Source organism: Peribacillus sp. NPDC097198, from assembly GCF_044762055.1.
In the GTDB taxonomy this organism is placed as follows: domain Bacteria; phylum Bacillota; class Bacilli; order Bacillales; family DSM-1321; genus Peribacillus.
In genome coordinates this window covers 16,205-36,912 of record NZ_JBIWDO010000021.1, presented here as the reverse complement: position 1 = coordinate 36,912, position 20,708 = coordinate 16,205, and the positions used below count along the sequence as shown (strand labels likewise).

Here is a 20,708-nt window from a genome sequence, read left to right as displayed (position 1 = left end):
CGTTCCCATTCCGAACACGGCAGTTAAGCTCTTCAGCGCCGATGGTAGTTGGGGGTTTCCCCCTGTGAGAGTAGGACGCCGCCAAGCCATTTCAAGGTCAGCCATTAGGCTGGCCTTTTTTGTGTTAATTTTCCAAGACGTGAAAGATACATTTGAAAAATGAGAGTATTGCAGCAATATGATGATATCTCCTATCATTCTTTTTTAGCATGCGCATCCGGGCTTCTCACAGACGTTAGGAGATTAGGGGGCAGAATTCTTCGTTTCTATAAGGAAATATGTTAAACTTAACTTAGTTCTGAAACTGTCATTGGGGGAATAGCCTATGGATACCTCTGCTAAAGATGAAATGATTTCTTCATTTGCTGGATGGTTGGAAGACCAAGGGAAATCAGCTAATACGATTAAAACGTATACAGGTGTTCTTTCTCAGTTTTGTGAACAGACACAAAAGGTACTAAGGGAAATTAATTCTGAGGATGTTCAATTGTATCTTGATTATTTAGAAAATTGCAAGAAAAGTCCAGGGACAATAGAAAAGCATTATAATGCTTTGAATGTCTTCTTTAAATTTTTAGCGAAGCCACAAATTATGCTTTCTGTTGAGCGTAAGGTAAAGGAATCTAAAAATGAAGCACCTGAGTCACTAAGCATCAAAGATCAAGAAGCTCTTTTGAAGGATATAGAGGCAGAAGGAAATCCTAGGAATGTCGCCATTGTTTATCTTTTGTTACATACTGGCATTCGTGTTTCGGAGCTATGTGATTTAAATGGAAGTGATGTTATCATGGAGGGCAATCGGAATTATATTCTTGTCCGGAATGCAAAAGGTGAAATTGACAGAACCGTTCCGCTAACAGATTTAGCAGTGCAGTATGTGAGAACCTATCTCTGTTCACTGAAGGAAAAAGCAGACCCATTGTTTATCTCAAGCTATAATCAAAGAATCACGCCGAGGTCGGTACAATACATTTTAAAAAAATACAATGTACACCCACATAAATTACGTCATACATTTTGCCAGAGACTAGTGGATAATGGTATTGATATACAAACTGTTTCCAAGCTAGCAGGCCATAAGGACTTAAACGTGACGAAGCGTTACTTAAAAGAAAAATCATTGAACCTGGAAAACGCAATAGATCAAACCTTTACTAAAAACTAAATGTTCAATAAATCTTAAGGGAACGGGGAAACTCGTTTCTTTTTTTGTTTTCACTGCCTTCTCCCTTTTACCCAATTTCATGATTACTTCGTATACGACCGGAACGATAAGTAAGGTAAGCAATGTAAAGCTCACTAGTCCATCCATTACGGTAATGCCAACTCCTTGTGAAATAAGGTCGCTTCCTTCTGTGCCAATTGCGAGAGGAATCAATGCGCTAATCATGGACAAGGCTGTCATCAAGATCGGACGAAGACGGGTTGACCCAGCTTCGAGAGTCGAGAGGCCGTTTTCTTCGTTTTTAAGTACACGATCGACCAATACGATGGCGTTGGTTACCATAATCCCCATTATCGGTATTACTGAAGAAGAAGCCAAAAACGTACTAAAAAAGGAACAATTCCTTGGTCTCTTAAACGTAAGCCCGTAATCAAATAACGCATATAAAACGCCAGGCACCTTCGGTACGATAAACGTATCAATCAAAGGAGGTGCCATCCTTATGTCCACAAACAAATTAACCATTGTTCCAGTAAAACTCGATCCTTTTCCAACTGAAACTACTTCGTTTCATTCTTCTGAATACACTGCTGTACTAGGCTGTGTTATTAAAACAGCTGAAGCTGAAATAACTTTCTTCAATGGCGTAGATGAGCACATTATCCAAACCATTATGAAGGAGCTGAAGAGTCGATAAAGCATGATTTTACGAGTGTGCAAAACATCTATATTATTTGTGGAAAGACTAATAACATTTGGTAATTGACTATAGGATGAATTTTTTGATTGGGTTGATCGCTCGCCTTTCTTCGGAAAAAATGCCATACATTCGCACTCATCGGGTCCTTATTTTGTATATGTTTTTTTGCTACGAATCGTAACAATAAAGTAAATAAATGTAGGTGGACGATTGCCTGTAAGTTTGTTGATAATATAATTTGGAGGTATGAAAAAAATGATTAATATGAATATTAAAGCATTGCGTATACAGCATCAACTTACACAAGAAGAAGTAGCAGAACGTTTAAATGTGTCTCGACAGGTGATAGCTAAATGGGAAAAAGGGGACTCTACACCCGATATCCAATATTGTATGGAGCTCGCGAAGCTTTACAATGTTACATTAGATAATCTTGTTCGTTTTAAACAACAAGAAAATGGCTTCGGTGTACCACCGAAAGGAAAGCATTTTTTTGGTACAGCCACACTAGGTGAACGAGGACAAATTGTTATACCTAAAAAAGCACGGGAACTGTTTCAATTAAATCCAGGAGATATGCTAATTATCTTGGGGGATGAAGAGCGTGGTCTTGCGATTGTACCTGAACAAATGTTGAGTAGCTTTTTCAATATGGTAAACCTAAATTTTAAACAGGAGGAAGATAAATGAACAACGCTATTACAATCAACTCCCTAACGAAAACATATGGTACTAAAAATGCTGTTGACCACGTCTCTTTATCAATTCAAGAAACGGAATTATTTGGCCTTCTTGGTGTTAATGGTGCAGGGAAAACGACATTGATTAAAATGCTTTCGTGTCTAACAAAGCCTTCGAGCGGAGATGCAACATTGTTAGGGAAAAGTATTATAAATGAGCCAGAGCAAGTACGTACTGCGATTGCGGTATCCCCACAAGAGACGGCGATTGCACCCAATCTAACGGTACGTGAAAATTTAGAGTTAATGGCTGGAGTACACGGCTTTAATAAAGAGAAAACAAAGATAATAATTGATGAAATGCTTGCTCAGTTTTCATTGCAGCCTTTTGAAAAGCAACGCAGCAAAACATTATCAGGTGGTTGGCAACGCAAATTGAGCATCTCTATGGCTTTAATTAGTGAGCCGCGGATTTTATTTTTAGATGAGCCGACACTTGGATTAGATATTATCGGACGCCGTGAACTTTGGGCTTTAATAAAAAAACTGAAGGAAAAAACAACCATTATATTAACGACGCATTATTTAGAGGAAGCAGAGGCATTGTCTGACCGTATTTGCATTATGAAAGACGGGCAAATTAAAGCAATTGGTTCGGCTCAAGAGCTTATTGAAAAGGCTAACACAGTGAGCTTTGAGGATGCATTTGTGTATTTTGTAACGGAAGGTGATATCCAATGAGAATGCTCGTATTTGCAAACAGAACGACAAAGGAAATTTTAAGGGACCCACTATCACTCTTTTTTGGAATCGGCTTCCCGGTTGCGTTATTACTGCTGTTATCCGCAATTAATCGTAGCATTCCAGTTGATCTTTTTAATGTTGATTCACTAACTCCTGGTATCGCGGTATTTGGTCTATCCTTTATGGCTCTCTTTGCCGCACAAGTTTTATCGAAAGACCGAGCAAGCTCATTTTTAACAAGGCTTTTCACAACACCTATGACATCAACAGATTTTATTATGGGCTATTCTTTACCTTTACTAATGATGTCGATTGTACAGGGAATTTTTTGTTATATTGTTGCGATGTTTATGGGGTTAGCCATCTCTCTTTCTATGATTGTGGCACTAGCTTTACTCATTCCAACATCAATTATTTTTATAGGGATTGGGCTATTATGTGGAACGCTGTTAAGTGAAAGAGCAGCTGTAGGTATTTGTGGAGCACTACTGACCAATTTATCTGCATGGCTTTCGGGCGCATGGATTGACTTAAACCTGATTGGTGGCCTATTCAAAGACGTTGCATTTATTTTACCATTTGTTCATGCAGTCGAAATGGGAAAAGCTGCTCTTACTGGTGAATACGGTGATATTTCCCCTCATATCTGGTGGGTGCTTGGTTATGCCATCATCATATCGGTAGTAGCAATTGCAATGTTTAAAAAGAAAATGCAGGCAGAATAATTATAATAAAGAAAGCAAAGAACCCAGAAAAATTAATTTTCGGGTTTGTTTAGCACTTTCCTCCATGACAAACTGCCTCACTTTTTACATGGTATCTTAAAATTTACTTAAGAAAACCCTGCTCAAGCTTAAAGCAGTAATGAATGGAAGTAAAACCCATTATTGATGAATTTTTTGATTGGGTTGATTGCTCGCCTTTCTTCGGTATCAGTACCTGGTGAAGTTAATAACGGAATTACCTAATGTACCGTTTTATGAACATCTTAAACAGCTTTTTTTTGCTTATTATATCTATACCATCCAAATAACAAACCAAGTATAGCTGTTATTACACCATATTTAAGCAAGATAATTATGTATTCCATGGGAGACAAATAGGATGTTTCAGTCACATCAAAACTCACTCGTGTAACTTGTTCATACCTTACAAATAAAATTCCTATACCTATTCCCATAAAAAACTATATATAGCGCTTTTTCTAAGTATTTTTTCCATTTTAATATCCCCTTATAATTCATATACTAACTATTCAATTAGGAATGGAAAAACACCTTTTTTTAGCAACTTGCCAGGTAAACATTAACTATGAGGAAATAAACCCAGTTAACATAATCCCCATAAGCATAAGTATGTTGCCAATTTTCTTATTGAATTGGTTAGATTCAATCATTGAGGGGTTACTGAAGGGCGACGATCCTTTATTGAATCCAGTTACCTGGACCTGACTGTTCAGCGTATGTACTTGACCCTAAAGCGTAGATTGACCTGACGATAGATAAACTCTTAAGGATGAAGTCGGGGGATGGAGCAGGATATGGGACTGGTAAAGATACAGAGGCTTTAGAGGTGATTAGAGAGGTCTTTTTAAAAAAAGACCAAATGGTGTCATCTTGGAAGGTTTTTTGCTTTATCTGGAAAAGGACGAGACTAGAAGTACCCTTTGTTCCAAGCTCATCATATTAATGAAAGATCATTTGCATATACACTCATGACTTTTTGGAAGGGGCTGCCGCCTCTTTTTTTTATTTTTTATACGTCTTTCTTCATATTTATAATTTAATTGCTTCAACTATTCATGATTGAGTTTTAAAAGGAGGAAAAAAGGAAAAAGTAAAGGGAAGCGTAGCGTAGCTATTCATTAAACGGGGGGGAACAGGATATGAGATGGAAAAAAGGAATGCTGATCTATAACGAATGTGCAGGAAATAGTAAGGTGGAAAAGGCATTAGAGGAATGTCTCCCTATTCTGACACCCCAAATTGATGAATTTCTTATTCTTCAGACCAAGGAAAAGGGTGATGCTGACAAGTTTTGTTCGGAATATGGAGAAGGTATGGACGTAGTATTCGTTCTGGGAGGAGATGGAACGGTGCATGAATGTGTGAATGGTCTTTCTCCACTCGAACATCGACCGCTTTTGGGAATATTACCTGGAGGGACGTGCAATGATTTCTCCAGAACCTTGGAAATACCTCAAAATATCCGTCGTGCGGCGGAAACTATAGTGAACGGAAATGTCCGTATGATCGATGTGGGGAAGGCGGACGATCATTACCTTTTGAATTTTTGGGGTATTGGACTGATTACCGATACGTCAAACAATATAGATGAACAAGAAAAAAGTAAATTCGGGAAGATTGGTTATTTTTTAAGTGCAATTAGAACGATAGGCGATCAAGAACCGTTTCCTTTTAGAGTCGAATATGATGAAACGTGTGTCGAAGGAAAAGCTGTCATGATTTTAGTCTTGAATGGTAATTTTATCGGAACGAATTCAATGCCTTTTTCAATGGTCCAGCCAGACGATGGGCTGTTTGATATCGTCATCGTGAAAGAATCGAGCCTAAGTGTATTTAGGGAGATCTTAGCCATGAAGAGTTCGTTGACTGAAAGTGTCAGCTCAGAGTCAGGTGTCATGTATGTCCAGGCAAGAAAATTGAAGGTGGAAACCGAATTACCTCTCGAAGTCGATATGGATGGAGAGATTTATAATCAGACGCCTACACAGATAGAAGTTCTGAAACATCATCTTGCTTTTTTGTCTCCTAGCTCAGGAGTATAACAGAATCAGACGCATTAAGAGTATATATTTATATTTATTCCTCCTTATTTCTGCATTTGTTTACAAAATAAGATAAAATATAAAATGATATTTCATTTTTTGCAGGAGGAACATACATGATATACCAGGTCCGATTGTTAAAGGGTATTTTTGAACCGCAAAGAAGCCGTTACCAATTGCAAAATGCGGAAGCGGTCACACGACTTTTCTGGAAATTAATAGGATTATATTTTCTTAGTGTCTTAGTTTTTTCAGTAAGTGGATATTTTGGAATTGGTTCAGAATCATTTTCTAAAAATATTACGAAGATGGATGTAAGTGAATTTGAAACGGGAAAATTACTGATTGTAATTGGAAATATGATTGCAGGATTGTTTTATCCTTCTATTTATATCTTTTTAGCTTCTTTATTCTTTTGGGTAGTATTGGATATCCCATACATAAAAACCGTGATTGTTCAAATGATTACGCTTAGTTTGCACTTACTGGAGAAGGTTTTGTTAATTCCCCTTTTTGTTTTGATGGATATTGGGCATGATGCCAACCCCTTTTCACTTGGAGTCATCAGCCAGTACTTCATTCGAAGCGATTACTTTATTCATTTTTTTAGTGAAATCACCATTTTTCAAATTTTAATCATTTCTTTACAATATTATTATTTGAAGGTATATACGGAACGAAGCAAGGCCTTTGTCTTATCAATGATCATTCTATTTTATATTGCCTCGTGGTTTGCTAAAGCATTTTTAGCATATCTACAAGTTGGCGTATTCGTATAAGGCGGTGAGAAAAATGAAAAAGTGGAAATTAGCAGCCCTATCAGTAGCATCTTTGGCCTTGATATCGGGTAATATTTACTTGATTGAAAAAAAAGACAGTAAAGTGGAACGGACCGTTTTTACCGAAAGATGGACACAAGTTAAGAAAGATACCATAACTGAAACATTTCAAACAAAGGGAATCTTTAAACCGGCAGAAGAATATGATGTTTATTTTGATGCTAAAAACAATGATTTTCAGAAATTCCTGGTTCACGAAGGGGACGAGGTAACGGCTGGAACATCCCTATTTGAATACACTACAACCGAACTGGATGCACTAAAAGATAATTTGGAAGCGGAAAAGGCCGCAACCGAAGGAGAAATCGTCGGAATTGATGAGTACATAAATAAGTTGAAAGCTTATCAAAGTGGTCTGGCCCTGGATTCAAACAAAACGGTTATCGATGAGACAGTAGAAAAGAACCTAAATATAGACATCACCACTTCTTCCTCAGACTTAATTAAAAGTAATATTGAGCAGGAGATGTACAAGCAGGAACTTGAAAAAAATAGCTTGAAGGAAAAAGTGGTCATGCTAGAAGCACAATTAAGCTCAATTGAGGTGCAAACCAATGCCGTTGAGACGACAAGTGAAGCGGATGGTGTCGTGAAGAAGATCAATAAAAATTTAACGAATCCGATTATTTCAATTGCTTCGACAGATATGGCCATCGAAGGTTCCTTCTCTGAAGAAGAGTTAAAGAAGGCAGAGGTAGGGATGGAGATAAAAGCTAGTTCTCCTGATTTGAAAAAGAGGTTGGGCGGAACCATCAGCCGTATACATCCTTATCCCAAAGAGGAGCCAACCCTAAAGGATGAAAATCGCTATACATTCGAAGCGGAAATTGTAACGGAAGCAGAGAATAAGGAAGCGCTATTAGACGGTTCAAAGGTCGACCTTACCGTTATAACGAATGTGAAGACGGGAGTCCCGACTGTTCCAACAGAAGCGATACATGAACGGAAGCAGCCGCATGTCTATAAAATGACCAATAAAGGGCATTTGAACCGACAATACTTTACAAAAGGGGCTCAAGCAAAAGGGAAGCAAGAGATGCTTAAAGGTCCAGCAGTGGGAGATGTCATCCTTTTAGAACCGAAAAAGGTAGTGAAGAACCACTCTTACTTCATTACCCCGCTCAAATTGGACAAGGTTCACTCTGCAACTTTTAAGAAACTATCCAAAAGGGAAAAAGTTAGATACATTTTACTAGGATTTTTGGAAAAATAATTTTCAGTTAAATCAAAAATGGCCATAATTTTTTTACTGTTAAAACTAATTACCTATTTAAACAATAAGTGTAAACCCACGTAGCACTCAATATTCTTAATCCCCTCTGTACTTTCGGAGTGTGGGGAAAGAAAATATATTTACAGATTAATATTTTTAGTATAATATTTTAATATAAGTTAGCTCGCTTAATCTTATAAAAAAGAACGGGGGAACCAATTTTGCGGATTATATTCGCTAGGGGTGAATTCAGAGATGAAAGGGCCATTGTGTTTCCGATTCCTAACCCGACAGCTAACCCCGTAAGCGTCTTCGAGGGAACATGTGTGAATAACACGCCAATAGGGAAAATGACACGTAGGGTGTCTTTTTTTTAAGCGTAAGGATAGAAGTTTTTCAATATACAGAAAAATTTTTCTCTTTTTATTAGTATCTTGTTTCCCTTACCGAGACAAATGTTTTTACATCAAAGACTATATGGAAGGTGAGGAAATTAAATGAAGAAATTCAAACTGAGTTTAGCAAGCCAAATATTCATTGGCTTAATTCTAGGAATTATCGTAGGTGCTATATTTTATGGAAGTGAGACGGCACAAAGCTATCTACAACCATTAGGTGATATCTTCCTACGTATGATTAAAATGATCGTCGTTCCAATTATCGTTTCTAGCCTTATTGTTGCAGTTGCAGGCGTGGGCGATATTAAATCAGTAGGGAAATTAGGTGCCAAGTCACTATCCTACTTTATAGTAGTAACACTAGTTGCAATAGGCGTAGGTTTATTATCTGCCAATATTATTCAGCCTGGCGCGGGCGTAAATATGGGTGAGCTTGAACAAACGGATATTTCCACTTATGTTGACACAGCAGAAACTAAGCAACACGAATCCTTTATAGATACAATCGTTCATATTGTCCCATCTAATCCGATTAAAGCAATGGTAGAAGGCGATATGCTTGCAATCATTTTCTTCTCAGTCTTGTTTGGACTAAGCATTGCAGCTATCGGTGAAAAAGGAGTACCAGTATTCCGTTTCTTCCAAGGTGCGGCGGAAGGTATGTTCAATCTAACCAATATGGTTATGAAATTTGCTCCGATTGGGGTATTTGCACTAATCGGTGTGACAATCTCTAAATTCGGTTTATCATCACTAATCCCATTAGGAAAGTTAGCCCTTTCCGTATACGGAACGATGATTTTCTTCGTAGTTGTCATCCTGGGGCTCATTGCAAAATTTGTAGGCTTCAGTATCTTTAAGTTAATTGCCATTTTGAAAGAAGAATTGATCTTAGCATTTTCCACAGCAAGTTCAGAAGCGGTTCTTCCAAGAATCATGGAGAAGATGGAGAAAGCCGGTTGTCCAAAACATATTACGTCTTTTGTTATTCCGACTGGTTACTCATTCAACCTAGATGGTTCCACATTATACCAAGCTTTAGCAGCCATCTTCATTGCTCAAATGTACGGCATACATCTAAGTGCTTATGAGCAAATAACGCTAATGTTAGTGTTGATGATTACCTCTAAAGGAATTGCCGGTGTACCGGGCGTATCCTTCGTTGTACTTTTAGCAACATTAGGTACGGTGGGCATCCCAATTGAAGGACTTGCCTTCATAGCAGGTATTGACCGTATCCTTGATATGGGTCGTACTGTAGTAAACGTTATTGGTAACTCTTTAGCAGCCATCGTTATTTCCAAGTGGGAAGGTCAATTCAACCCTCCTGCCGAAAAAGGAAAACTCGAACAGGCTTCTTAATATAAGTCAAAACTCCAGGGTGATTGCACTCTGGAGTTTTTTTGTATTCAGATGAAAGTCGAAAACAACTTATTGATGGACGATCCAGAAATGGGAGTCAGGGGAAAAGTTCATAGCCATAACGCTTTCATTAAATGAATCTTGGTGAAAGGTTTCCAAAACAGTCAGTTGGGCTTCTTCTAGGCAATCAAGGACTTCCTGCTGACTCGGGATATGGAGATAGGCTTCTTCTTGGTGAGACTTTCCCTTTGTGAAGATATCACCGAACTCATATAGCCGTTCATCCTGTTTACTATCACACCAAATCATTTCTTCCTGTTCCCAAAAATTAAGATACCTTTCATTACTGTCGCGAATCGGTGTGGTGAATAGGAAACGGCCTCCTGGTCTAAGTATGCGTTTGATTTCTTTCAAAGCGAGAATGCGGTTTTTTCGTTGAGGGATTTTCATTAAACCATGAAAGGAAAAGAGTGCATGGTCGAATGACGAGTCGTTGAAAGGGATTTCCGTGGCATTCCCAAGAAAGAATGGAATCTCCATATTTTCATCTTGTGAAAACTTCCGGGCTTCTTGAATCTTGGAGGGTGAAGGGTCCAGTCCGGTTATATGATGAAACCCATTCTTGTATAGAGCAAAGGTCGTCCTCCCTGTACTGCATCCAATATCAAGGATGGAGTCGGCTTGATGAAAGTATTTATCGAATGCAAATTTTTCGAGTTCCCAAAGACCCCAATTTTTTGATGAATCGGCGACAGCGTCTTCCTGCAAGTGATTGATGAAATCGTCTTTTTCTATTTTATCCATCATTCATCCTCCAAGCTTTTATTTTTACTATAATATGGAAATTACTGCCTGTCTAGTTTCTTATTTTTACTACTATTTTATATACACTTCGTGAATATTAAAAAGTTTGATAAAATAGAACTATTGATGAAAGGCTCGGAGGGAATATAATCATGAAAAATGAAGGTAATGACATCTTATATATGCATATGCAGGCTTCCGAAAGATTTGTCCTTTTTAATGGCCTTAATTTTCGAGAATTCTCCTATTCCTTACCGCATAGCTTGAATTCCATCTTATTATTGAAACATCAATATGATGGTGGGGAGTACGATTTGAATGTCTTGCTGGAGAGCGTTTCATCTGAGAACGTTTATAAGCTACTTAAAGAGGATGTTCGTGCATATGGAGATTTCTGTTGGGTCGATTTTAAGGAAGCGGATTGTCTAGAAGAATTGGACGGCAGGGAATTAGCGGAACTCCTATATGTGGGGCATACCAAAAATCACTTAGAACCCCCTTTCTTTCACAAACTGAATAATCAATTTGTCTATCTGGCCCAAGATGATGGATGGTTTAATAAAATTTACTTTCGTTCGATTTCAACGTACTATAAGATGCTGGGAAATTTACTTCCGTTGAAGCTTGAACCATTGAAAGTCGAAAGAACATGGTTAGGAATGAGGAAGAAAAAAGAATTGCCTGCAATTCCTTTGGATATTATTTCTTCCCTGGCTCCTATATTGGCGGAAGGTATAGTTTTTTCTTTTAGACATGTGAAGATTACAAGGACCAAAATCGAGATCCCAGCATGGATCGTGGGAGATTATTTGAACATGGATGAGATGCATGATGATTTCTTAGATAGAAAAGAACAAGGACCTGATGCCTTCATTACTTTTCATCGTAAAGAAAAGGTTTGGGAGAGCGTTATCAACACGACGCTATATAAATAACTTCTTTAGCTAATTAAGGGTTTGGGTCGTAGGACTTGCAACTGGGTGCATAAACTTCTAATTATAGCTATAGAAGGGGGAACTTTCACTTTTCCCGTTTTAGTGTAAAGTGTTACAATGGAACATGGTTAAAAGAATATTGGAGGGTAATAACTCATGAAAACTAAACTTGGTTTGCTTTATGGTGGGAAATCTGCGGAACATGATGTTTCTTTGCAGACAGCTTTAGCAGTCATTAAAGCTCTCGACTTAGCAAAGTTTGACATATATCCGATTTACATAACAAAAGAAGGTTCTTGGGTAAATGGTCCAAAGTTGACTGGTCCGGCAAAATCCGTGGAGGAATTGGCTTTATCATCCGATAAATTGACTTCTCCTTTGTCATTGCAAGCCCATTTAACTGATGAAAATAGTGGGTCCACGGGTTATGATGTCATTTTCCCTCTTCTACATGGACCGAATGGCGAAGATGGAACAGTACAGGGGATGCTTGAGCTGTTGAATCTTCCTTATGTGGGAAATGGGGTACTGGCTTCATCCGCAGGGATGGATAAGGTCATCATGAAAAATATTTTTGCACAGGCGGGATTACCGCAAGTTAACTATACATGGTTCATCCGCTCGGAATGGGAGAGTAACACAGAACGGTCCATTGAGAAGGTGGAAGAAGTATGTGGGTACCCTTGTTTTGTAAAACCGGCTAATTTAGGCTCAAGCGTAGGAGTCAGCAAATGTAATAATGCTAATGAGTTGAAGAAGGCGGTCGCAGAAGCATTTCAATTCGATCGGAAAATCATCGTTGAAGAAGGAGTCATCGCCCGTGAAGTGGAGTTTGGCGTGATCGGGAATGATACCCCATCTTGTTCTGTGGCAGGAGAAATCATTCCTAAGACAGACTTTGACTTCTATGATTATTCAGCTAAATACGTCGACGGAAATTCAGCGATGGCCATACCTGCCGAAATAGAGGAAAGTCAATACAAAGCTTTATCTCAAATGGCAATCACAGCCTTCAAGTCATTGGACTGTTCCGGACTCGTCCGGGCCGATTTCTTTTTGACGAAAGATGGAAAGGTCTATATCAATGAAGTGAATACGATGCCTGGCTTTACGCCATTCAGCATGTTCCCGCTATTATGGAAGCACACGGGTCTTGAATATCCACAATTAATAGAAGAACTTGTGAAGCTTGCTTTAGAGCGCTATGAAGAAAAACAACAAATTAAATATACAGTGTAAGCGGTAATGTAAAGTGGGTTCCTGTATTTCAATTATACGCAGGACTTACTCTAGCAAGCAGGAATCGGTTCTCCATGCCGATTGCTGCTTAGTTTGGTTATAAAGAAAATGGAAGATTTAGTTTGATGAACGAAGGAGGAACGAAAGTGATAAAGAGAACGTTGAGACAAATATCTGAGATGGTAAATGGATTGAACGATAGTAAGGTATTTGAACCCATTGAAATTCATGGTGTAACCATCGATTCAAGAGCGGTTACGAAAGGATGCTTGTTCGTTCCGTTAAAGGGAGAGCAAGTCGATGGCCATCAATATGTCAGAAGTGCCATTGCGCAGGGAGCATCCGCTTCTTTTTGGCAGCAGGATATTCCGAATCCACCTACTGATTTACCAATCATCCTTGTGGAAAATACTGAAAAGGCATTACAGCAATTGGCACGCGCTTATCGGGACCAATTGAATATTAAAGTCATTGGAATAACGGGGAGCAATGGTAAAACCACTACGAAAGATATGACGGCTGCCCTGCTGGCCACTACCTATAAAGTCCATAAGACGAATGGTAACTTCAATAATCATCTTGGATTACCACTAACTATCCTATCCATGGATGAGGAAACAGAAGCAGCCGTTTTAGAAATGGGCATGAGTAGTCGTGGGGAAATCGAATTTTTATCCAAGCTAGCAAAACCAGATGTAGCCATTATTACAAATATAGGCGAATCGCATTTGTTGGATTTAGGCTCGCGAGAAGAAATCGCCAATGCGAAGCTAGAAATCGTGGAGGGATTGCCACAGGGCGGAACGCTTATTTACCATGGTGACGAACCTTTGCTGGAAAGCCGGATTCAAAAGCAATTCCCCCATTTACGTGTCCTATCCTTCGGACGTACGGAGCGGAATGACTTGTTCCCATTGACGATTACCCAAGAGGCAGACAGTACCTCGTTTACACTTGGTGGAGAGAATCAAGGTGACTATCAAATCCCGGTTTTGGGTCAGCATAACGTGCTCAATGCATTGGCTGCCATTCTTGCCGCAAAAGAACTGAATATAGGTAACGAATCCATCCATAAGGGCTTAGAAGCCATTCGCCTTACAAACATGAGGATGGAGATGGTCGAAGGCATAAATGGGCAGAAAATCATTAATGATGCTTACAATGCCAGCCCCACTTCCGTCAAGGCAGCAATTGAGCTGATTGAAGGTCTATCCGGTTTTAGGAATAAAATCCTTGTACTTGGAGATATGTTGGAGTTAGGAGCAAGCGAAAAAGATTTCCACTTGAGAATAGGTGAACTGATAGCGGTTGATCAAATTGATAAGGTCTTTACATATGGACCGCTTGCCGATTATATTGCTAAGGGTGCACGTAAAACATTTGCAGCTGAGAATGTTCAATCTTTTCAAGATAAACAACAATTAATAGAAGCGCTACAGACTTCTACTGATGCCCATGATTTAATTTTGGTCAAAGCTTCAAGAGGCATGAAGTTAGAAGAAGTCGTAAAAGCCTTGCAAAAATGATGAGAAATAGAGAAAGAGCCGATTTCATTATGAAATCGGCTCTTTCTCTATTGAAGGCTTAAAACAAGGTACCAGCAATGATGCAGATATCATCATTGATTTCGGAATGCTTCATCCTGGAGAGTAATAATTCATGAAGAAGATCTGATGTATCTAAGTGGACATTATCTATAAACTCCTGTTCAATCTTATCGAATCTATGAATGGTATGGTTACTGGGAGACTCAGAAAGTCCATCGGTATATATAACGAAACGACTCCCAGCTTCATAGTGAATGGACCCTTTTTCTATAGGCATATCTGGTACAAGACCTATAGGCATCGAGCCATTACTTAAAATTTGCAATTCATTATTGCAAGGGGAATACATCATTGCAGGAGGATGCCCATTGTTAACATATTCAATAATTCGAGCGGCCGTATCCACAAAAGCAATGAAGGCCGTAAAGTATGGGGCATTCGTATTTTCCTTTTGATACTCCTGGAACAGATGGCCCATATGCTTGTTCAGTTCTTTCGTAATGAAGGTGGGGTCTTTTACACGCTTGATAAGCCCAGGCATTAAAGAGCGGATAGACATGCTGATGAGTGCGGCTTGAATTCCTTTTCCACAAACATCGATGATGATGAACCCGTATTTCCCGTCCTCGACCTCCTGCCAGTAAAATAAATCCCCCGACAGCTCACTTGATGGCTGGAAAAGCCCCTGGATTTCGATATCTTTCTTTTGTATGGATGTAGGAAGGACAAGCTGTTGAAAGTTTTGAGCTACACGCAAGTTTTGCTTAACTTTAAGTCCGATATTTACTAGTTCCTGTTCCTTCATCTTCGTTGAGTATAACTGCATGCTAATATTCTGAAGAGCTTTCAATTTCAGCTTAATCTCCACTGGGTCTGCAGGGAAGGCCATCGACTCATAAATCGTTTTTTTGGGTAAGGTCTGTGGATCCTTTAACTTTTTTGAACGCTTATAAATGAATAGTATGGGTATCTCATAAGACTCGGCTAAAGCAAATAAGGCGGTTTGTTGGGAGGAGTCTCTCGAAAGGTATAAAGGTAGGATGAATAAGGATTGCAATAAGTCCGTCTTATTTCGAAACAGATGTTGTTGTCCTACCGGGTCTTCTAAAAAAATGACTTTCTTGTCTAGTGTTTGTAATACAAGGCTAAAGTCTCTACATTCTGGGATATCCAACGTATATATATTCATATAACCCCCTGATATTTGTTAGGTTGTGCATATGCAGGACTATTATACTATACAAAGACACATTTCATGCTTTTTTTGCACGAGAATTCATAATATTGTTGATATTACTGCACGTTTATTGGGTTATAATGTAAAATATAGTAGGTATAAAGTCTTAGTTAAGGGGAAGGGGAAATACAGTTGAGTGGGTGTCCATTTACATCATTATTTAGTTTGAAAAATAAGGAATCATTGAAGAAACAAGAGAAGCAGCCTACAGTCCCCATTAAAATAGGATCTACTCCGACTCGTGCACCTATATTCTCGGAAATTGAAAAGGGAAAGAATGCTCTTCAGCTTATGTTTGTGAATTTGGAAGAACAGGATATTACGACACTTATGAGTCTAAAGCCTATTATGGAAAAGAACGTTGAAAAGATAGTGGACGCTTTTTATGCTCGCATTTCGGAAATTCCCAACCTAACCATGATCATTCAGGAACATTCCACTATTCATAGGTTAAAGCAGACATTAGAGAAATATATTCTGGATATGGTTTCGGGGGACGTCGGGGAGAAGTACGTGATACGACGTAAGGTTATTGGTAGTGTGCATAACCGGATAGGTCTTTTCCCAGAGTGGTATATCGGTGCCTTTACCATCATTCAGCATGAGGTCCTGCAGATGCTGACCCGTGAGTGTGATAGTTGGCAAGAAGCCCAGGATTATTATTACTCATTTCAAAAGCTTTGTTCATTCGATATGCAAATTGCGATCCAGACATATATAAAGTCTTATACATCCTCCATGATGAAGCTAAATGAGATTGAGGAGCTTCAATACCGTTTGAACGATTCTTCTTCCATATTGGCATCCAGTGCGAAACAAACCATGGCTTCGCTAGCCGAACGGGATACTCGGGTCCAAAGCATGCTCGAAGATATTGATGAAATTAATACTGGGTCAAAAGCGATGATCCATCATGTTGAAACAGGAAAAGGCAATGTCTCGAAGGCTTTGAAGAAAGTCGATGATGTCGTGGACTTAATCGAAAAAGTTAAGAACTTAACAGAGGAACTGAATGAGGACTCCTTACATATTGGGCAAGTGGTACAGACGATACGCACCCTATCTAATCAAACCAATATTCTATCGCTAAATGCAGGGATTGAAGCAGCTCGAGCAGGCCAACACGGAAAAGGTTTCTCTATAGTCGCACAAGAAGTTAGAAACCTTGCCCGCAAAACCGAGCTATCACTTGATTCCATTCAACAACAGGTGGCATCAGTCCAGAAGACGGTGATGAAATTTGATGAGAGTTTTCAAAGTATCGTGGATGAAGCGAGATTCTTTAGACATGTAAATAAAGAAATCATAGATATCCTGGATGATTCGGTAAGAAGCGTGAAAGAGAGCGACGGGAAAATCAGTCATTTGGGCGGAGAAATTGGAGAATTTAGATCAACGTTTGAGGAACTCACATCGGCTTCTTCCCAAATATCAGAGATGGCTGAGCAATTGAGTTCATTGAATATTGAACTATCGCAGAAGTTCAAGGGTTAATGGATACTAAATTAAAGAGGTGACCTATGATGAAAGGGTACCTGGAATTTGAAGGGAAAACGTATGCATCAACGTATGAAATGACACAAGTTCTTTTAGAACAGGCGAATGAAAAGATTATTCGAATTGACTTGGGGGAATTGCCAAACAGTCCCGAGGAAAGGCTTTCGATAAAGTTGTGGCTGTTGCAAATCGATCGATGCGTGGAAGAAAATACTTTAGAAACAAAAGCAATAATAGGTTCAGTCTGGAGCCAGTTTTACCGATTAGAACATCAGGAAGATTATATTCATCCATATCTTTCAAAAACTTTGGAGCAGATTCAAAATGCCAATAAAAAAAATCCAGGTTAGACAGTTGAATGTGAAAACGCTCGCCCAGACTGTAAATGAAATCATGCAGGAATTTGAAATGTTTAAGGTAAAGGATAGCTCTGAATTTTTGTTCTTTAATGTGAAATTAGTGATTTGGGAACTTTTATCGAACGTTATACAACATGAAGGTCAGGATAAAGCAGATCTAGAGATTGAGGAAGAAGCCTTCGAGCGAATCTCCATAAAAATTCATTCATTTGCTGGAGGGTTTAATTGGGAGAGCTATAGGAAGATGGAATGCCCCGATGTGAGTAATGAAGGGGGCAGGGGCTTATACTTGATCCAGCAATTATGTGAGTTTTCCTTTGATGAGGCAGGAAAAAGAGCTACAGCGGTATTTAATGTGAAAGAGGTGGTGGGCGCGCATGCTTCATGTCCATATTGATCAAAATACGTTTAATGTGCATATCTTAAGTGATATTCATTATGAGAACTCGTCCTATCTTGAAAGGCTATTGAATACCTTCCAGGTTCCGGATAATATAGATCGCCTTCAAATCGATTTATCACAAGTGAAATTTATTGATAGCACCGGCATTAGTTTCCTCGTTAAATGGTTATATCCATTATCCGCAAACTTGGAAATAGAAATGACGGGTGCAACGAAGCCTGTGAAAAAGATATTGTCCATTTGTAAAATCGAACAATTCGTTTTATTGGTCTAAATGGGAAGGAGTTCGGGTACCATATGGGTACCCGGATTTTTTTTATTTCGGAATCGGTTGGGCATCGTTCCTTATTTCACTTCTAGGAGAAAAACCCGATGAATGGGTATCAAGACTATTGTTTTTGGGGGAAATGGATATTTGACATGTCGGCTTCCCGCCGTATTCTTTATAAGTAACGATGGATACGAAAATATCCTTTATTGCAATAACAGTTTGAAAATGGTAATATGAAGTATGAGTTTAAATGTCTTATCATTGATGAATAATTAATTAGATTAATCAGGTTGAGGCAACATATTGTTTCTTCTTTCATGTTTTTCATGAGGTTTTTTGAGATTATTTTAGATTAAATAGGCCGCGCGTCTGGTCATATATAAAAGCTGCGTACCACAGTGGCTTTAGTAGCTAATAGGGAAATAAGCTGCATTTAGCGTCTTTCCACTTCTGCACATCCTCAACGCACCGGGCCTGTTTTGTATAAGAATCTTGGCGCTCGTCAAGTTTTATTCAGACAGACTTTTAAGTCTGTGGAATAATAGGTGCAGCAGCCCTCACCTGAAATAAAACGGTGAATAACCGTTTATGCTACTTTTAATTTTCCATTTTGAATTTAATTTTGGTTACATGCACTTTTAAAAAGATGGGCGTATGTTAAAAATAAGTCTACACGTGCGCAATGCATTAAATGCCAGTGAAACGCAAGTACTGGTATATTTCCTTTTTAAAAAATCATATTGAGTTCATTAGAGCTAAAAGGTAGATATTCTTTTAGGTGATAATGATAAACTTTTTCATAAGAATAAAGTAGAACATCTGTCATGATGATGAGGATTTGAACTAATCAATTCGTGCATTGAATGCACGTGTAAATTTACGATATAAAAAGGAGTACGAAAACATTGACATTGTTTAGCGAATTAGGTTTAGATAGAACGTCTATGAAATCAATAGAAAAAATGGGATTTGAAGAAGCGAGTCCGATTCAAGCCCAAACGATTCCTCTAGCACTTGAAGGTAAAGATATTATTGGTCAAGCGCAAACGGGAACAGGTAAAACAGCAGCATTCGGTATTCCATTGATGGAAAACATCGATATTGCCAACGAAAATGTGCAAGGGATTGTTATTGCACCTACTCGTGAGCTTGCCATTCAAGTTTCTGAAGAACTTTTCAAACTTGGTTACGGAAAGCGCGCTCGTGTATTAGCAGTGTACGGAGGACAAGACATCGACCGTCAAATCCGTGCCTTAAAGAAAAAACCACATATCATCGTTGGTACACCTGGTCGTCTGTTAGATCATATCAAACGTAAAAACATCAAATTAGGTGGAGTTCACACTGTAGTCCTTGATGAAGCGGATGAAATGCTTAACATGGGATTCATTGAGGATATCGAGTCTATCCTTTCAACGGTTCCTGATGAAAGACAAACATTGCTTTTCTCAGCTACAATGCCTGACCCAATCCGTAAAATTGCAGAACGTTTCATGCATGAACCAGTTCTTGTTCGTGTAAAAGCGAAAGAGATGACTGTTGACCGCATCGAACAATACTACTTGGAATTAAGAGAAAGTGAAAAATTCGATACATTAGCACGTCTTTTCGATATCCAAACACCAGAACTTGCCATCGTATTCGGACGTACAAAACGTCGCGTCGATGAATTGTCTTCTGCATTGAATATCCGTGGCTATAGTGCTGAAGGAATTCACGGTGACCTTAGCCAAGCGAAGCGTATTTCTGTATTGAAGAAATTCAAAGAAGGAAATCTTGATGTCCTTGTAGCTACGGACGTAGCCGCTCGTGGACTTGATATTTCCGGTGTAACGCATGTATACAACTTTGATATTCCTCAAGACCCAGAAAGTTACGTTCACCGTATCGGTCGTACAGGACGTGCCGGTAAACATGGTATTGCAATCACATTTGTAACACCAAGAGAAAGAGGGCAACTTCAAGCAGTTGAACATACAACTAGAAAACGTATGGAGAGAATGAAAACTCCTACTTCAACTGAAGCGTTGCAAGGGCAACAAAAAGCAGTAACGGAGAAAGTTCTTTCTGCAATCGAGAATGACGATTTATCGTTATACCTTGGTCAAGCTGAAGAGTTATTGAAACAACATAGTGCAGCTGATTTAGTTGCAGCTATGCTTAAGTCAATGACGAAAGAACCGGATCAAACTCCGATTAAATTAACTGAAGAATCTCCTTCAATGCGTCGTAACCGTGGTGGAAGCAGTTCGTCTAACAGACCGCGTAATGGACGTAGTTCTTCAGGCAGAAAAGATTACGGTAGCGGGGCAAACAAACGTCCTAGCTCGAACCGTAAATCTAATGGCTATGGCAACCGTAGCACAAGCCAAAAAAGAGAAAAATCTAGCAATTAATTGAAATGAATTTCGATAAATAAGTCGCTCATCTGAGCGGCTTATTTTTTATTCAATAAAGTGTTTAAGTGGATGTTTTTGTAATAAATAGAATTAAATGAATGAGGTAGTTGTAAGAAAAGTTTGAATTC

General features: G+C 38.8%; 19 protein-coding genes, 1 rRNA gene, 1 pseudogene and 1 riboswitch. Of the genes and pseudogenes, 18 read left to right on the top strand and 3 right to left on the bottom strand.

The annotated features are described in order from the left end of the window. Together rrf and ACIQXQ_RS20530 are read left to right on the top strand one after the other, a co-directional pair. Positions 1-87, top strand: a 5S ribosomal RNA gene (gene rrf / locus ACIQXQ_RS20535); the annotation flags it as partial. A gap of 238 nt (positions 88-325) precedes the next feature. Continuing rightward, positions 326-1,165 carry a tyrosine-type recombinase/integrase gene (locus tag ACIQXQ_RS20530; RefSeq protein WP_402876027.1) on the top strand — a complete coding sequence of 280 codons (840 nt, stop codon included), beginning with the start codon at positions 326-328 and terminating at the stop codon, positions 1,163-1,165. On the opposite strand, the pseudogene ACIQXQ_RS20525 reads toward ACIQXQ_RS20530, so the two are convergent. Further along, a pseudogene (locus ACIQXQ_RS20525) lies at positions 1,118-1,513 on the bottom strand (efflux RND transporter permease subunit); the annotation flags it as partial. The gene ACIQXQ_RS20530 and the pseudogene ACIQXQ_RS20525 overlap by 48 nt on opposite strands. A 154-nt stretch (positions 1,514-1,667) precedes the next feature. On the opposite strand from ACIQXQ_RS20525, the gene ACIQXQ_RS20520 reads away from it, so the two are divergent. The 8 genes from ACIQXQ_RS20520 to ACIQXQ_RS20485 all read left to right on the top strand — a co-directional run bounded on the left by ACIQXQ_RS20520 (position 1,668) and on the right by ACIQXQ_RS20485 (position 9,889). After that, the gene (locus ACIQXQ_RS20520) at positions 1,668-1,862 is read left to right on the top strand and encodes a hypothetical protein (RefSeq protein ID WP_402876025.1); all 195 of its coding nucleotides are present in this window, start codon (positions 1,668-1,670) and stop codon (positions 1,860-1,862) included. Between the two features lie 249 nt (positions 1,863-2,111). Then, positions 2,112-2,555 carry a helix-turn-helix domain-containing protein gene (locus ACIQXQ_RS20515; protein WP_402876023.1) on the top strand — a complete coding sequence of 148 codons (444 nt, stop codon included), beginning with the start codon at positions 2,112-2,114 and terminating at the stop codon, positions 2,553-2,555. Continuing rightward, positions 2,552-3,286 (top strand): ABC transporter ATP-binding protein, encoded by a 735-nt coding sequence (locus ACIQXQ_RS20510; protein WP_402876022.1) that lies wholly within the window; start codon positions 2,552-2,554, stop codon positions 3,284-3,286. The genes ACIQXQ_RS20515 and ACIQXQ_RS20510 overlap by 4 nt, the downstream gene beginning before the upstream one ends. Then, positions 3,283-4,014, top strand: coding sequence for an ABC transporter permease (locus ACIQXQ_RS20505; protein ID WP_402959821.1), 732 nt, complete (start codon positions 3,283-3,285; stop codon positions 4,012-4,014). Before ACIQXQ_RS20510 ends, ACIQXQ_RS20505 begins: the two co-directional genes overlap by 4 nt. Before the next feature lie 1,160 nt (positions 4,015-5,174). Beyond that, complete coding sequence (locus ACIQXQ_RS20500) at positions 5,175-6,077, top strand: diacylglycerol/lipid kinase family protein (RefSeq protein WP_402876018.1); 903 nt, start codon at positions 5,175-5,177, stop codon at positions 6,075-6,077. A 116-nt stretch (positions 6,078-6,193) separates the two neighbouring features. Further along, a complete protein-coding gene (locus ACIQXQ_RS20495; RefSeq protein WP_402876016.1) occupies positions 6,194-6,856 on the top strand; it encodes a hypothetical protein in 663 nt (220 codons plus the stop codon). A 13-nt stretch (positions 6,857-6,869) separates the two neighbouring features. Continuing rightward, the gene (locus tag ACIQXQ_RS20490) at positions 6,870-8,129 is read left to right on the top strand and encodes an efflux RND transporter periplasmic adaptor subunit (RefSeq protein WP_402959819.1); all 1,260 of its coding nucleotides are present in this window, start codon (positions 6,870-6,872) and stop codon (positions 8,127-8,129) included. 175 nt (positions 8,130-8,304) lie between these two features. Further along, positions 8,305-8,453: riboswitch (cyclic di-AMP (ydaO/yuaA leader) on the top strand. Between the two features lie 173 nt (positions 8,454-8,626). After that, positions 8,627-9,889: a cation:dicarboxylate symporter family transporter gene (locus tag ACIQXQ_RS20485; protein WP_402876012.1), complete on the top strand. Its 1,263-nt coding sequence runs from the start codon at positions 8,627-8,629 to the stop codon at positions 9,887-9,889. A gap of 69 nt (positions 9,890-9,958) precedes the next feature. Here ACIQXQ_RS20485 and ACIQXQ_RS20480 read toward each other — a convergent pair whose 3' ends face one another. Then, on the bottom strand, positions 9,959-10,693 hold the full coding sequence (locus ACIQXQ_RS20480; protein WP_402876010.1) for a class I SAM-dependent methyltransferase: 735 nt from the start codon (positions 10,691-10,693) through the stop codon (positions 9,959-9,961). Between the two features lie 152 nt (positions 10,694-10,845). On the opposite strand from ACIQXQ_RS20480, the gene ACIQXQ_RS20475 reads away from it, so the two are divergent. From ACIQXQ_RS20475 to ACIQXQ_RS20465, 3 genes are all read left to right on the top strand, one after another. Next, positions 10,846-11,628 carry a hypothetical protein gene (locus tag ACIQXQ_RS20475; RefSeq protein WP_402876009.1) on the top strand — a complete coding sequence of 261 codons (783 nt, stop codon included), beginning with the start codon at positions 10,846-10,848 and terminating at the stop codon, positions 11,626-11,628. A gap of 156 nt (positions 11,629-11,784) precedes the next feature. Then, on the top strand, positions 11,785-12,867 hold the full coding sequence (locus ACIQXQ_RS20470) for a D-alanine--D-alanine ligase (RefSeq protein WP_402876007.1): 1,083 nt from the start codon (positions 11,785-11,787) through the stop codon (positions 12,865-12,867). Positions 12,868-13,013: 146 nt separating this feature from the next. Beyond that, positions 13,014-14,393: a UDP-N-acetylmuramoyl-tripeptide--D-alanyl-D-alanine ligase gene (locus ACIQXQ_RS20465; RefSeq protein WP_402876005.1), complete on the top strand. Its 1,380-nt coding sequence runs from the start codon at positions 13,014-13,016 to the stop codon at positions 14,391-14,393. Between the two features lie 58 nt (positions 14,394-14,451). On the opposite strand, the gene ACIQXQ_RS20460 is transcribed toward ACIQXQ_RS20465, so the two are convergent. Further along, complete coding sequence (locus tag ACIQXQ_RS20460; RefSeq protein ID WP_402959817.1) at positions 14,452-15,603, bottom strand: PP2C family protein-serine/threonine phosphatase; 1,152 nt, start codon at positions 15,601-15,603, stop codon at positions 14,452-14,454. A 180-nt stretch (positions 15,604-15,783) separates the two neighbouring features. Between ACIQXQ_RS20460 and ACIQXQ_RS20455 the strand changes: the two genes are divergently transcribed. The 5 genes from ACIQXQ_RS20455 (at position 15,784) to cshA (ending at position 20,577) form a co-directional block, all read left to right on the top strand. Beyond that, complete coding sequence (locus ACIQXQ_RS20455) at positions 15,784-17,145, top strand: protoglobin domain-containing protein (RefSeq protein ID WP_402959815.1); 1,362 nt, start codon at positions 15,784-15,786, stop codon at positions 17,143-17,145. A gap of 26 nt (positions 17,146-17,171) precedes the next feature. Continuing rightward, positions 17,172-17,498 carry a hypothetical protein gene (locus ACIQXQ_RS20450; protein ID WP_402959813.1) on the top strand — a complete coding sequence of 109 codons (327 nt, stop codon included), beginning with the start codon at positions 17,172-17,174 and terminating at the stop codon, positions 17,496-17,498. Beyond that, positions 17,473-17,904, top strand: coding sequence for an ATP-binding protein (locus tag ACIQXQ_RS20445; protein WP_402959811.1), 432 nt, complete (start codon positions 17,473-17,475; stop codon positions 17,902-17,904). The genes ACIQXQ_RS20450 and ACIQXQ_RS20445 overlap by 26 nt, the downstream gene beginning before the upstream one ends. Next, the gene (locus ACIQXQ_RS20440; protein WP_402959809.1) at positions 17,885-18,184 is read left to right on the top strand and encodes an STAS domain-containing protein; all 300 of its coding nucleotides are present in this window, start codon (positions 17,885-17,887) and stop codon (positions 18,182-18,184) included. Before ACIQXQ_RS20445 ends, ACIQXQ_RS20440 begins: the two co-directional genes overlap by 20 nt. A gap of 902 nt (positions 18,185-19,086) precedes the next feature. Then, the gene (cshA, locus tag ACIQXQ_RS20435; RefSeq protein WP_402875995.1) at positions 19,087-20,577 is read left to right on the top strand and encodes a degradosome RNA helicase CshA; all 1,491 of its coding nucleotides are present in this window, start codon (positions 19,087-19,089) and stop codon (positions 20,575-20,577) included. The last annotated feature ends 131 nt before the right edge of the window (positions 20,578-20,708 follow it).

What these genes read in the sequence shown, in the direction of transcription:
- ACIQXQ_RS20520 (WP_402876025.1), top strand. Translation starts at nt 1,668, where the DNA reads ATGTCCACAAACAAATTAACCATTGTTCCAGTAAAACTCGATCCTTTT.
- ACIQXQ_RS20490 (WP_402959819.1), top strand. Translation starts at nt 6,870, where the DNA reads ATGAAAAAGTGGAAATTAGCAGCCCTATCAGTAGCATCTTTGGCCTTG.
- ACIQXQ_RS20510 (WP_402876022.1), top strand. Translation starts at nt 2,552, where the DNA reads ATGAACAACGCTATTACAATCAACTCCCTAACGAAAACATATGGTACT.
- ACIQXQ_RS20530 (WP_402876027.1), top strand. Translation starts at nt 326, where the DNA reads ATGGATACCTCTGCTAAAGATGAAATGATTTCTTCATTTGCTGGATGG.
- ACIQXQ_RS20475 (WP_402876009.1), top strand. Translation starts at nt 10,846, where the DNA reads ATGAAAAATGAAGGTAATGACATCTTATATATGCATATGCAGGCTTCC.
- ACIQXQ_RS20495 (WP_402876016.1), top strand. Translation starts at nt 6,194, where the DNA reads ATGATATACCAGGTCCGATTGTTAAAGGGTATTTTTGAACCGCAAAGA.
- ACIQXQ_RS20485 (WP_402876012.1), top strand. Translation starts at nt 8,627, where the DNA reads ATGAAGAAATTCAAACTGAGTTTAGCAAGCCAAATATTCATTGGCTTA.
- ACIQXQ_RS20460 (WP_402959817.1), bottom strand. Translation starts at nt 15,603, where the DNA reads ATGAATATATATACGTTGGATATCCCAGAATGTAGAGACTTTAGCCTT.
- ACIQXQ_RS20515 (WP_402876023.1), top strand. Translation starts at nt 2,112, where the DNA reads ATGAAAAAAATGATTAATATGAATATTAAAGCATTGCGTATACAGCAT.
- ACIQXQ_RS20480 (WP_402876010.1), bottom strand. Translation starts at nt 10,693, where the DNA reads ATGGATAAAATAGAAAAAGACGATTTCATCAATCACTTGCAGGAAGAC.
- ACIQXQ_RS20500 (WP_402876018.1), top strand. Translation starts at nt 5,175, where the DNA reads ATGAGATGGAAAAAAGGAATGCTGATCTATAACGAATGTGCAGGAAAT.
- ACIQXQ_RS20450 (WP_402959813.1), top strand. Translation starts at nt 17,172, where the DNA reads ATGATGAAAGGGTACCTGGAATTTGAAGGGAAAACGTATGCATCAACG.
- ACIQXQ_RS20440 (WP_402959809.1), top strand. Translation starts at nt 17,885, where the DNA reads ATGCTTCATGTCCATATTGATCAAAATACGTTTAATGTGCATATCTTA.
- ACIQXQ_RS20445 (WP_402959811.1), top strand. Translation starts at nt 17,473, where the DNA reads ATGCCAATAAAAAAAATCCAGGTTAGACAGTTGAATGTGAAAACGCTC.
- ACIQXQ_RS20470 (WP_402876007.1), top strand. Translation starts at nt 11,785, where the DNA reads ATGAAAACTAAACTTGGTTTGCTTTATGGTGGGAAATCTGCGGAACAT.
- ACIQXQ_RS20505 (WP_402959821.1), top strand. Translation starts at nt 3,283, where the DNA reads ATGAGAATGCTCGTATTTGCAAACAGAACGACAAAGGAAATTTTAAGG.